This is a genomic window from Gemmiger formicilis, from assembly GCF_024462815.1.
Classification (GTDB): domain Bacteria; phylum Bacillota; class Clostridia; order Oscillospirales; family Ruminococcaceae; genus Gemmiger.
Genome location: NZ_JANGCG010000007.1, coordinates 140,663 through 152,467, shown reverse-complemented (window position 1 = coordinate 152,467; position 11,805 = coordinate 140,663). Strand labels below are relative to the sequence as shown.

Annotated in this window: 11 protein-coding genes and 1 tRNA gene; 9 read left to right on the top strand and 3 right to left on the bottom strand. The window is 57.4% G+C overall.

The window, feature by feature from the left end; translation table 11 throughout:
• The first annotated feature begins 107 nt into the window (after nt 1-107).
• The 3 genes from NE623_RS14890 (at nt 108) to NE623_RS08070 (ending at nt 1,758) form a co-directional block, all read left to right on the top strand.
• A complete protein-coding gene (locus tag NE623_RS14890; RefSeq protein WP_370866718.1) occupies nt 108-362 on the top strand; it encodes a helix-turn-helix domain-containing protein in 255 nt (84 codons plus the stop codon).
• Nucleotides 363-383: 21 nt separating this feature from the next.
• Entirely contained in the window at nt 384-1,202 is an 819-nt protein-coding gene (locus NE623_RS08075) for an IS3 family transposase (protein WP_370866719.1), read from the top strand.
• A 442-nt stretch (nt 1,203-1,644) separates the two neighbouring features.
• Nucleotides 1,645-1,758 (top strand) — tRNA-OTHER (locus NE623_RS08070).
• Between the two features lie 196 nt (nt 1,759-1,954).
• On the opposite strand, the gene NE623_RS08065 is transcribed toward NE623_RS08070, so the two are convergent.
• On the bottom strand, nt 1,955-2,800 hold the full coding sequence (locus tag NE623_RS08065; protein WP_256273209.1) for a helix-turn-helix domain-containing protein: 846 nt from the start codon (nt 2,798-2,800) through the stop codon (nt 1,955-1,957).
• Nucleotides 2,801-3,223: 423 nt separating this feature from the next.
• Here NE623_RS08065 and gnpA point away from each other — a divergent pair, with 423 nt between their 5' ends.
• From gnpA to NE623_RS08035, 6 genes are all read left to right on the top strand, one after another.
• Nucleotides 3,224-5,389 (top strand): 1,3-beta-galactosyl-N-acetylhexosamine phosphorylase, encoded by a 2,166-nt coding sequence (gene gnpA / locus NE623_RS08060; RefSeq protein WP_256273208.1) that lies wholly within the window; start codon nt 3,224-3,226, stop codon nt 5,387-5,389.
• 81 nt (nt 5,390-5,470) lie between these two features.
• On the top strand, nt 5,471-6,826 hold the full coding sequence (locus NE623_RS08055) for an ABC transporter substrate-binding protein (protein ID WP_256273207.1): 1,356 nt from the start codon (nt 5,471-5,473) through the stop codon (nt 6,824-6,826).
• A 121-nt stretch (nt 6,827-6,947) separates the two neighbouring features.
• Complete coding sequence (locus NE623_RS08050; RefSeq protein ID WP_256273206.1) at nt 6,948-7,829, top strand: carbohydrate ABC transporter permease; 882 nt, start codon at nt 6,948-6,950, stop codon at nt 7,827-7,829.
• Complete coding sequence (locus tag NE623_RS08045) at nt 7,822-8,628, top strand: carbohydrate ABC transporter permease (protein WP_333490664.1); 807 nt, start codon at nt 7,822-7,824, stop codon at nt 8,626-8,628. The genes NE623_RS08050 and NE623_RS08045 overlap by 8 nt, the downstream gene beginning before the upstream one ends.
• Nucleotides 8,628-9,092, top strand: a complete 465-nt coding sequence (locus NE623_RS08040; protein WP_256273205.1) for a hypothetical protein — start codon at nt 8,628-8,630, stop codon at nt 9,090-9,092. The genes NE623_RS08045 and NE623_RS08040 overlap by 1 nt, the downstream gene beginning before the upstream one ends.
• Complete coding sequence (locus NE623_RS08035) at nt 9,052-10,341, top strand: polyhydroxyalkanoate depolymerase (protein WP_256273204.1); 1,290 nt, start codon at nt 9,052-9,054, stop codon at nt 10,339-10,341. Before NE623_RS08040 ends, NE623_RS08035 begins: the two co-directional genes overlap by 41 nt.
• Nucleotides 10,342-10,429: 88 nt before the next feature.
• Here the strand turns inward: NE623_RS08035 and NE623_RS08030 are convergent, their stop codons facing one another.
• Together NE623_RS08030 and NE623_RS08025 are read right to left on the bottom strand one after the other, a co-directional pair.
• On the bottom strand, nt 10,430-11,521 hold the full coding sequence (locus NE623_RS08030) for an NTP transferase domain-containing protein (protein WP_256273201.1): 1,092 nt from the start codon (nt 11,519-11,521) through the stop codon (nt 10,430-10,432).
• On the bottom strand, nt 11,463-11,804 hold the full coding sequence (locus NE623_RS08025; RefSeq protein WP_256273198.1) for a winged helix-turn-helix domain-containing protein: 342 nt from the start codon (nt 11,802-11,804) through the stop codon (nt 11,463-11,465). Before NE623_RS08025 ends, NE623_RS08030 begins: the two co-directional genes overlap by 59 nt.
• Between the last annotated feature and the right edge of the window lies 1 nt (nt 11,805).

Below are 11,805 nucleotides of genomic sequence, written 5' to 3'. Positions count from 1 at the left end.
CTTGCCGCCTGCAATTCACAGACAGCAAGCCCTTTCGGCTGCTTGAACAATTTTTACTTCAAAATATTGTCTAACTTTTGGGGGTCACTTCAAGTATCTATGCAACGATGCAGGAATTCGGAATTAACGACCATAAAATTATAGAGCGTTGGGAGCGCATTTATTTGGAAGAAGGGCCGGAAGGCTTGTCGGTTGAGCGATGGGGCCGCGGCAGCACTGGTCGGCCAAAGAAGCTGCCAAAAGAGGTAGAAGAAGATCTGCTGGCCGAAGTGCAGCGACTGCGTGCGGAGAACGATTACCTAAAAAACTTGCAAGCCTTGGTTTTGGAAGACGAGCGACGCCAGCGCAGAAAACGCAGGTAGTTCAAAAGCTGAGGCAAAGACATTCTCTGGATATTCTTCTCTCAATCGCTCAACTACCCCCGTGCCACTTTCTACTATCATCTGAAGCGGATGAACCGTGCAGATAAGTATAAAGCTGTCAAAGCGGAGATCACGGCCATCTACCATGAAAACAAAGGAAGATACGGCTATCGCCGCATTACAACAGAACTTCATAAGCGCAATTTCCTCCTGAACCACAAGACTGTCCAGCGGCTTATGAAGGAGCTGGGCTTAGTTTGCCGTGTCAGGATGAAGAAGTATCGTTCTTACAAGGGTGAAGTTGGCAAAATCGCACCAAATCTGTTAAACCGGGACTTCCGCGCCGAAAAGCCAAACCAGAAGTGGGTCACCGATGTGACAGAGTTCAATTTGTTTGGAGAGAAGCTCTATCTCTCGCCCATCCTTGATCTGTGCAGCAGCGATCTGGTCAGCTATACCATCTCCGACCGTCCTGTTCTGAGTATGGTTACGACTATGCTGAATAAGGCTTTTGAGAAGATACCGGATGGAACCGGGTTGATCCTTCATTCTGACCAGGGCTGGCAATACCAGCACAAGCAGTACCAGCGAATGCTCCAGAAGAAAGGTGTTCAGCAGAGCATGAGCCGGAAAGGCAACTGTCTGGACAACGCTGTGATAGAGAATTTCTTTGGCTTACTCAAAAGTGAACTGTTGTACTTACAAGAGTTTCAGTCCATGGAACACTTCAAGCTGGAACTCGTTGAATATCTGGATTACTACAACAACCGCAGGATCAAGGCAAAGCTAAAGGGCTTGCCGCCTGCAATTCACAGACAGCAAGCCCTTTCGGCTGCTTGAACAATTTTTGCTTCAAATTATTGTCTAACTTTTTGGGGGCACTTCAACGGGGGACTTCAGGCGTCACAGTGATGTGGCGGGCATGGGTGCCGATAAGGCTGGAAATTGCCCAAAAAGGGGCCTTTCTCGCGGCAACGCGGGCTGTAATAGGCGATGATGCAGGCGAGTAATGACACTGTTGCAAAAGCTGGTTGAAATGGACACGGCATACAACTTGATACTGGAAAGTAGAAGTTGTTACTTATATTGCAGGGATTTGCCCCTGTATGAGCCCAAAGAAATTTGTGCTCACAATAAGACCAAAGCTGCGCAGATAAATGAGCGCTGGGGAAAAATACCTTTCTTGAATAACAGCTCGATTTTGCCCCCAAAACTGCCCCCAAAAGCATTTGGAACAGGTGGATACTGTGCGGAATTATTAGTACATATGGGACAAAATCTATGCGGAGGTGCGGGACAGGATACCACCATACCACACAAAAAAGTACAGTAACGCACTGACTTTGAATTTCTCATAACCCGGAGGTCGCAGGTTCAAGTCCTGTCTCCGCAACCAACAAAAGCTCGTTGAAACGACAAGTTTCAACGAGCTTTTTTCTGCATTATGGCAAAAGTGGTAACAAGCTGGTAACTTTGACCCCAAAACGGCAAAATGACTGCGCCCGGACGACTGAAATTTTCAACCGCCCGGGCGCTTTTTGTGGATAAATTTTGCGGAGTTGGCAGGTAAAAATAAGAGCGGTCAGACAAATTCACTGGCTGCCTTGTGCGGGTTTCTGTTTGGCACTTTTGCGGTACTCGTTGGGGCTGGTGCCTTCGACCTTGCGGAAGCATTTGGAAAAATAGGGCAGTGAGCCGAAGCCGATCTGCTCGGCGATCTGGGTCAGGCTGAAATCGGTGCTGGTAAGCAGCGCTTTGGCCTCGGTGATGCGGCGCTTCATCAGGTAGTCGATGGGAGAGACCTTATACTCGTTCTTGAACGAGTGGGACAGATAATATTTGTTAACGTGGGCAACCTCCGCCAGCTTGTCCAGGGTAATGCTTTCACTGTAATTTTCATCGATATATCGTTTTGCAGTGGCACATTCCTTGCTCTCGGCGGGCGGCGCGGTGAGACGCAGCGAAACCGACGCCATGCGCACGATTCTGACAAGCAGCACCTCGGTCAGGTCCTGGCAGACCATCTCGCAGCCGTCCTCCCGCGCGTCGATTTCCCGCAGCAGCAGCTGCATCAGGCTCAGCAGCTCCTCCCGCTGGGGGCTGCATTTCAGCATCGTGTAGCCGTGGTCCTTCTGGTCAAACAAAATTTCAATGCCCTCGATGCCCAGCACAATATATTCCAGTGGGTTTGCCTGGTAGCTCAACTCGGTATGCAGGGTGCGGGGGTTCACAATGACCATGTCGTCCGGGGCAACGTCCAGCATTTTGCCTTCGACGTTGAACTGACCGCGTCCATCCACGCAGTAGAACACTTCGGTGCAGGAGTGGGTATGCGGCACCGAGTTCCAGTCCCCGCCGAAGCGGCTCTTGCTCACGTACAGCAGGCGGATGGCCTCCCGCGGGGGAACGTCCATATTGAATTCATACCGTGTGTTCATAGGCGGTGCGCCTCCGAATGACAAAATATTTACAAAAAGTCCAAAGTATGCGGAGCAATATCGTTACATAATTAAGCAAGAACGGAAAAGTAAAAAGCCACCGGCCGTTTCCGGTTCAGTCCTTATTATATACGCATTTTGGGCGCATGGCAAGAGCTTTCCACAAAAAATCACGATGCAAAACAGAATATCGGCACGTTTCGCTGCAAACAGGCCCAAAACCGGCAAGCTGCACAAAGAAAAGTCTTACTTTTTGTGCAGCTTTTTCTGTATTTTCTGATGTTGCCGCCGACATTCGAAAACAAAGCAAGATAGTACAAATACGCAACAATATACCTACTGTTCAAAGAGGGCAGAAACAAGTATGATGATGTCAATGAAACGATGCCTGCCGTGGCAGACAAAACGGACAGAGAAGGGATTATGAAGATGGAGCAGACCGGAAGATTGACACTTCCCACAGACGCAGATGTGGTTGCGGAGACCCTGCGGCTGAAGAATCTGTTGGGCGCGGATGCCCTGCGCGACTGCGACGGCACCGAAATGCCGAAGGAGCTGCTGACGGACCCCGCCAAAAAGTACGCTACCTATTATACGACCCGCAAGGACAACGCCTGGGCGGAGGCAAACCCCGACGAGGTCCAGCAGGAGTATCTTATCAGTGACCGACACACGGCGCGCGGCACGAAGCTGCGCATCCACCTGATGGACGGCTTCCACACCCAGCAGCTGAAAGTCAACACGCTGGATGACCCCAAGCGCTGGTGGGAGGTCATTGACCGCACGACGGGCGAGGTCGTCCCCACCGACAAATGGTTCTTCGACGAGCCGACAGGCGAGGTCGAGATCGAAACCGTCCCCTATCACGAGTACACCGTCAGCTTTCTGGCGTTCCTGATCTGGGACCCCGTACACATGTACAACTTCCTGACCAACGACTGGAAGGATACGCCGCACCAGCTGACCTACGATGTGCGCCAGCCCAAGACGCAGGCCTATGTAAAAGAAAAGCTGCGCCGCTGGTGCGAGGCCAACCCCCACATTGATGTGGTGCGGTTCACGACCTTCTTTCACCAGTTCACACTGACCTTTGACGACCAGAAGCGCGAGAAATTCGTCGAATGGTTCGGCTACAGCGCCAGCGTCAGCCCCTACATTCTGGAAAAATTTGAAAAGTGGGCAGGGTACAAGTTCCGCCCCGAGTTCATTGTGGATCAGGGCTACCACAACACGATGTTCCGCGTGCCCAGCAAGGAGTTCCGCGACTTCATCGAGTTCCAGCAGCAGGAGGTCTGCGCTCTTGCCAAAGAGATGGTCGATATTGTCCACTCCTACGGCAAGGAAGCGATGATGTTCCTCGGCGATCACTGGATCGGCACAGAGCCCTACGGCAAGTATTTCGCCTCCATCGGGCTGGACGCCGTGGTCGGCTCCGTCGGCAGCGGCGTTACGCTGCGGATGATCTCCGACATCAAGGGTGTCAAGTACACCGAAGGCCGTCTGCTGCCCTACTTCTTCCCCGATGTGTTCACCGAGGGCGGCGACCCGATCGGTGAGGCCCGCACCAACTGGATGAAGGCCCGCCGCGCGATCCTGCGCAGCCCGCTGGACCGCATCGGCTACGGCGGCTACTTAAAACTCGCCAGCAACTGGCCCGGCTTTATCGACGAAATCCAGAATGTGGTCGGCGAGTTCCGCCAGATCCACGAAAATATGCAGGGCACAAAGTCCTACGTTGCCCCGTTCAAGGTGGCCATCCTCAACTGCTGGGGCGGTCTGCGCAAGTGGATGAGCAATCAGGTGCATCACTCCATTTACCACCGCGAGACCTACTCCGCCGAGGGTGTTCTCGAATGCCTGAGCGGCATGCCGTTTGACGTGGAGTTCATCGACTTCGATGACATTCGCAGCGGCATCCCCAAGGACATCGGCGTCATCATCAACGTCGGCGATGCGTACACAGCCTTCAGCGGTGCCGAGAACTGGATCGACGAAAAGGTCGTGACCGCCATCCGCAAATTTGTGGACGAGGGCGGCGGCTTCATCGGCGTGGGCGAGCCCACCGCCTGCCAGCATCAGGGGCGGTTCTTCCAGCTGTCTGATGTGATGGGCGTGGACCGCGAGATGGGCTTCTCGTTAAGCACCGACAAATACAACACCTGCGACCCGCACCACTTTATCCTGGAGGATATTGACACCGCCGTTGATTTCGGCGAGGGCACGAGCCGCATCTACGCGCAGGGCAAGCACTATCAGATCCTGGCGCAGGACGGCGAGTACAGCCAGTTGGTCGTCAACGAGTACGGCAAGGGCCACAGCGTCTACTTTGCCGGGCTTCCCTACTCCCCGCAGAACTGCCGCATTTTGCTGCGCGCCATCTACTACGCCGCCGGTATGCCGGAGGAGATGAAGCACTATTACGTGACCAACGTTGATACCGAGGTCACGGTATTCCCCAAAACGAAGCGCATTGCCGTCATCAACAACGCAGATGCCGAGGAAAAGACAGACCTGTACATCAAGGGGCATCTGATTGACAGCCTGACGCTGGCCCCGCGCGAGATGCGCTGGGTAGACGATGCCGAATAACACCCGATAATTTATGCCCCGCCGTGGGACATACGTTATACAGCCAAAGAATGGAGAAACATTTTTAAGGAGGAAACCCCCATGAAAAAGAAGAATGCAGCAGCCCTTATGGCGGCAGCTATGGCAGCATCCCTGCTGGTCGGCTGCGGCGGTGCCGCCAGCAGCGAAGCTACCTCTGCCGCTGAGAGCAAGCCCGCCGAATCCACCGCAGAATCCACTGCCGCCGACACTACCGCTGACGGCGACGAGACCCTGACCGTATGGGCATGGGACCCCAACTTCAACATCTACGCCCTGAAGCAGGCGGAGGCCATCTACCAGAAGGACCACCCCAACTTCAAGCTGAACATTGAAGAAAACGTCTACAGCGACATCGAGACCAAGCTCATCACCGCTGCCACCAGCGAGGATTACAGCACCCTGCCTGATCTTTTCCTGATGCAGGACTACTCCTACCACAAGATGGTCGCCAACTTCCCCGGTATCTATACCGACCTGACCGACTCCGGCTTGGATTGGGACAAGTTCTCCGGCGGCAAGCTGGCTGATTCTACCGTCGATGGCCACCACTACGGTCTGCCCTTCGACAACGGCGCTTCCGTCATGGCGGTTCGTTCCGATATGATCGAGAAGGCCGGTCTGACCGTCGACGACTTCAAGGATCTGACCTGGAGCGAGTTCGAGGAGAAGGCGCAGAAGGTCGTGGACGCCAACGGCGTGCCGATGCTGACCTCCTCCGGCGGTTCCGAGCTGATCATCGAGATGATGCAGTCTGCCGGTGCCTCCCCCGTGGTGGACGGCGAGGTCAAGATCGCCGACAATGCCGCGCTGAAAGAGTCCCTGACCGTCTACAAGGACATGGTCGACAAGGGCATTCTGGCCGAGTACACCGACTGGGACCAGTACATTGCTTCCATGAATGACGGCAAGGCTGCCGGCGTCATCAACGGCTGCTGGATCATGTCCAGCGTGCAGGCTGCCGCGGATCAGTCCGGCAAGTGGGCTATCGTGAATATGCCCAAGCTGGACGGCATCGACGGTGCCACCAACTACGCAAACTGCGGCGGCGCAAGCTGGGCCGTTTCCTCCAACTGCAAGAACACCGAGCTGGCCTTCGACTTCCTGAAGAGCACCTTCGGTTCCAGCGTTGAGCTGTATGACGATCTGCTGCCCAACGCCGGTGCGATCTCCAGCTACCTGCCCGCTGCCGAGAGCGACGTCTACAACCAGCCCTCCGAGTTCTACGGCGGCCAGACCGTTTACAAGGACATCGTCAACTTCGCTGGTCAGGTTCCCGCATTCGACTGCGGCGCTTACTACTCTGACGTGCGCAGCGCCCTGACCGATGCCGTCACCAACATCGTCCAGAACAACGCCGACATTGACAGCGAGATGCAGAACGCCCAGGATACCGTGGAGTTCAATATCGCTGGTTAAGCAAAGCATGACACACACTGTGTCCGGTTACAACTGAGAATTTGCCAAGGGCACGGTTTGCATCTGATACATCCGCTGCAAGCCGCGCCCTTGCTTTTGTGGCAAAATAGGAGACACTACGATGAAGAGAAAAGGACTGAATATGGAGCAGAAGCGCAACCTGACGGGGTGGGCGTTCCTGCTGCCGGCAGCACTCCTGATATTTGTATTCTGCTTTTACCCCATGGTGCAGGCGCTGATCCTTTCGTTCCAGAAAGGCACCGGCAGCGCTGTACAGCCTGCGGGCTTTGCCAACTACGCGCGCATTTTAAAGGATGCCACGTTCCAGCAGTGCCTGTTTAACACGATTTTCTATTTCGTGATTCAGGTACCCATTATGCTGATCCTGGCATTGATCCTGGCGCAGCTGCTCAACAGCCCGGACATCAAGGGCAAGGGCATCTACCGCACGATGATTTTCCTGCCCTGCGCCACGTCGCTTGTCTCCTACTCGATGATTTTCAAATCCCTGTTTGCCAACGATGGTCTGGTCAACCGGGTGCTGTCCACCGTGGGCATCCCCACAGTGGATTGGTTCCAGAACGCATGGGCGGCACGCTGGGTCATCGTCATTGCGCTGGTCTGGCGCTGGACCGGCTACAATATGGTCTTTTATCTTGCCGGTTTGCAAAACATTGACTACTCGATCTATGAAGCGGCCCGCATCGACGGCGCTTCCCCGCTCCAGCAGTTTGTTCACCTGACGATCCCCCTGCTGAAGCCCACCATCCTGCTGACTGCCATCATGTCCACCTCCGGCACGCTGCAGCTGTTTGATGAGTCCGTCAACCTGACGGCGGGCGGTCCCGGCAAGGCGACCATGACACTGACCCACTATATTTATAACATCTCGTTTGTCGAGACGCCCAAGTTCAACTATGCGGCGGCGCTGTCGGTGTTTATCCTTGTGGTCGTGGCAGTGCTGTCTGCCATCCAGATGAAAGTAGGTGATAAGCGTGACTAAGGGTAAAAAGATTCTGGCGCACGCTGTGCTGATTTTGGCCAGCTTCCTGTCTGTGTTCCCGCTGTACTATATGCTGTGCGGCGCGACGAACACCAGCATTGATGTTGTGCGCGGCAAGCTGATCCCCGGCACCTATCTGGTAGAAAACTTTAAGTCGCTGGTTGCCAACCAGAATCTGGGGCTGGCAATGGCAAACTCCTTCCGCAACGCCATCCTGATGACACTCATCACGCTGCTGGTCTGCTCCATCGCGGGCTACGGCTTTGAAATTTACCACGATAAGGCGAAGGACGCCCTGATGAGCGTTCTGCTGCTGGCAATGATGCTGCCGTTCGTGGCCATTATGATTCCATTGTTCAAGATGATGTCCCACTGGGGGCTTGTCAACAGCTGGGCGGCGTTCGTGCTGCCGTCCATCTCGACGCCGTTTATGATCATGCTGTTCCGGCAGGCATCGCGTTCCTTCCCCAATGACATTATTGAAGCGGCGCGTCTCGACGGTTTGAGCGAGATCGGCATCTTCTTCCGGATGTTTGTCCCCATCATGCGCTCTACCTACGGCGCGGCGATGACTGTCACGTTTATGAACGCATGGAACAGCTACCTCTGGCCGAAGATCGTATTCCAAAGCAACGCATCCATCACAATGCCGATGCTGGTCGCAAACCTCAAGAGCGGCTACAGTGTGGACTACGGTATGCTGATGCTGGGCGTTCTGATCTGCACACTGCCCACCGCGATCATCTTCCTCTGCCTGCAAAAGAGCTTTGCCAACGGCATCACGGGTGCAGTCAAGTGATGGACGAACGAACCTACTGCCTGACGCCGGAGGAGTGGCGTCACGCCAAAGCCTGCCTGACGCTGGCAAAGCGCTGGGGGCTGATCGGCGACGACAGCCCCGAGGCGCTGGAACGCCGCCGGGCGGCCAAAAACGCGCAGGCGGAAAGAGCGGAGCAGGACGGCAAGCCCGTGTACGGCACGCGGCGCTTCTCTGCCCCTGCCTACCTGCAATATGAGCTGACCCGCTTCAAGCTGGATTTCGCGGAGCCGTGCGAAAAGATCCGTGCGCTGGGTATCTGCCCGGATTTCACCGATGCACAGACCCGCGCCTGGTATGACGCGAATCCGGATCTGTTCATGCGGTACGCCGGCGACAGCTTCCCCTATGAGGAAGTAAAGCAAATCATCGAAAAGCGGATGCGGGAGGAGGTGTACGACAGCCTTGTGCAAGACCTATTACGTGGACCCGCAGACAGGCCGTGACACCAACGACGGCCTGACGCCGGAAAAACCGCTGGCCACACTGTTTGCCGTCAACCGGCTGGCCCTGGCCCCCGGTGACACGGTGCTGCTGAAATGCGGCAGCGTGTTTGAAAAGCAGTTCCTGCACCTGCGCTGCTGCGGCAAAAAAGACAGTCCCATCACGATTGCCGCCTATGGCGAGGGGCCCGCGCCGCGCATTGACGCCGACGGGCAGGGGCTTTGGTATCAGGACTATGGCTGCGCACTGGATGCACCCACCCATGTGTACCACGGGTATGTATCCTCCGCCGTGCTGCTGTATGATGCAGCCTATGTCACGGTGCGTGATTTGGAACTGACGAACCGTGCCGACGCTGTCATCGGCGAGCAATATTCCAAGCCGGATAAGCTGGAGCGCACCGGCGTGGCTGTGGTGGCAAAGGACAAGGGCACGCGCTGCGGCATCACACTGCAAAACCTGCTGATCCATGATGTACACGGCAACGTGTACGACAAGCACATGAACAACGGCGGCATTTACATGACCGCCTTGCAGCCCGCAGATGAGACTGCTACCGGCGCGGCACGCTTTGCCGATGTACTGGTCGAGGGCTGCTATGTGGCCCGCGTCAGCCGCTGGGGCATCGCCGTGGGCTACACCTACGCGCATGAACAGTTCCAGGGCGCCGAGCTGGACGAGAAGTCCTTTGCCGCATACGGCCATGAGAACATCGTCATCCGCGACAACTATGTCAAGGCTGCCGGCGGCGACGGCGTCACCGTCATGTACGCCCTGCGCCCGCTGGTCGAGCACAATACGGCAGACTCCGTCGCCTGCGAGATGAACGACCGTGTTTATCGGGAGCCGGGCAATCGCATGGGTAAGGTGGCCGCCGCCATCTGGCCGTGGAAGTGCAAGGATGCGCTGCTGCGCTGCAATGAAGCCGTTGACACGCGGCTCAATCAGGACGGCATGGCCTACGATGCCGACTCCGGCGACGGCACGGTGTACGAGCACAACTACAGCCGCATGAACGAGGGCGGCTGCGTGATGTTCTGTTTGGAGGAGGCCATCCACAACACCTTCCGCGGCAACGTCAGCTACGACGACCTCGGCGGCACGATCAGCCCTTCCCAGAACCCGGACGCCCTTTTAGAGCATAATATCTTCTATGTGCGTGACGGCGTCCCCTTTGTCCGCCCCCACATGGGCGGCGGCAGCTATACCGAGCGGGACAACACGGTGATCCCCCTGCCGGAAAGAGAATAAGCAAAGAGCACCTCGGATGCTGAAGGTTTCAACATCCGGGGTACTTCTTTGTGGAAAAACGGCGGGCAATAAATCAAAAATGCGGCATTTACCCCTTGCTCCCGCGCAGCGCCTCAAGGTCGCTGCGGGTGTCGATGTCCCGCAGCTCGGCGGCGGGGGTGGGCAGCAGGCGGATCGCCTGCGGGTGGGCGCGCAGCACGGCGCTGCCGCCGCTGCCCTCCGGCAGGTGAAGGAGGGCAGCAAAATAATCCCGACCGAACAGCACAGGGCTGCCCGGTGTGCCGTCGGGTGCGGCCGGCCGCCGGATCGTGTCCGGCGCGGCACCGATCGCCAGCGCCTCCAGCGTCTGGCGGGTCAGGCAGGGCTGGTCCCCCGGCAGAAACACACACCCCTGCAGGTCGGGCTGCTGCGCCAGCAGCGCGGTCAGGCCAAGGCGCACCGTATCGCTGCGGCGTGGCTCGGCATGGCGCAGCACGGGGAAGCCCTCTGCGCGGCAGAGAGCCTCGACCGCGGCTGAGCGGGTCACGGCAATGCGCCCGGCAAACACCGGCGCGGCGGCCAGCGCCAGCGCATGGGCAGCCAGCGGCCGGCCGTTCAGCTCGGCCATCAGCTTGTTGCCGCCGAACCGCCGCCCCAGCCCCGAGGCCATGACGATGCAGCCCAGCGGCGGCACAGGGCAGTCCAGATCGTACACAAAGGCGTCCGGGTCGGCGCAGAGCGCGCGCAGGAACGGGGTGTCCTGCTTGCGGACCACCGCGAGAACGCGGCAGACCTTCAACAGTTTCAGCACGCCTTGTTGAAAATCCGCGCAGCCGCTCTCCAGATAGCCAAGCTCGTCCAGCACGGCCCAGCCGCCGGCTGCCGCCATCCGCTGCAGGGCGGGCAGTCCCACGGCGGCAAAGCCGGCCGGCACGGGGCGCATCCGGTTTTCACCGGGGGGCAGGGCGGCATCAAACCGGCCGATGACCGCCGCTGCCCCGGCGGCATCGCGCATCTCGACCCATCTGCCCGGGACAGCAGCGGTGAGAAGCATCGGGGCATCGGGGCAGAGGGATGGCATAAGTGCTCGCAGCAGCGTTGTTTTTCCGCTGCCGCGCCCGCCGGTCAGCAGCAAGTGGCGCTTACCGCTGGCCCGGAAAGAGCGCAGAATAGAGCTCGCGGCTGGTCTGTACACAGGCATCACGGTAGGCCTCATACCTTTCTAAAAATTGGCGGGCCTCGGCGGTCAGGGTGCTGCCGCCGCCGCCCCGCCCGCCGATGGTCTTGCAGGTCAGGGCAAAGCCCAGCTCTTTTTCGGCGTGCTGCACAAGCCGCAGCGCCTTGGAGTAGGAAAGCCCCATCTGCGCCGCTGCGCTGCGCAGCGAGCCGGTCTCCTCGATCAGATGGAGCAGGCGGCAGGGCCCCTCGCCAAAAAAGCGCTCGCCTGCGTCATCGCAGAGCATCACGCGCAAAGCAGGTTTCATG

Excerpts from the sequence above, each read along its gene's own strand:
- gnpA (WP_256273208.1), top strand. The coding sequence starts at position 3,224 with ATGAAGATGGAGCAGACCGGAAGATTGACACTTCCCACAGACGCAGAT.
- NE623_RS08030 (WP_256273201.1), bottom strand. The coding sequence starts at position 11,521 with ATGCCTGTGTACAGACCAGCCGCGAGCTCTATTCTGCGCTCTTTCCGG.
- NE623_RS08055 (WP_256273207.1), top strand. The coding sequence starts at position 5,471 with ATGAAAAAGAAGAATGCAGCAGCCCTTATGGCGGCAGCTATGGCAGCA.
- NE623_RS08050 (WP_256273206.1), top strand. The coding sequence starts at position 6,948 with ATGAAGAGAAAAGGACTGAATATGGAGCAGAAGCGCAACCTGACGGGG.
- NE623_RS08065 (WP_256273209.1), bottom strand. The coding sequence starts at position 2,800 with ATGAACACACGGTATGAATTCAATATGGACGTTCCCCCGCGGGAGGCC.
- NE623_RS08040 (WP_256273205.1), top strand. The coding sequence starts at position 8,628 with ATGGACGAACGAACCTACTGCCTGACGCCGGAGGAGTGGCGTCACGCC.
- NE623_RS14890 (WP_370866718.1), top strand. The coding sequence starts at position 108 with ATGCAGGAATTCGGAATTAACGACCATAAAATTATAGAGCGTTGGGAG.
- NE623_RS08025 (WP_256273198.1), bottom strand. The coding sequence starts at position 11,804 with ATGAAACCTGCTTTGCGCGTGATGCTCTGCGATGACGCAGGCGAGCGC.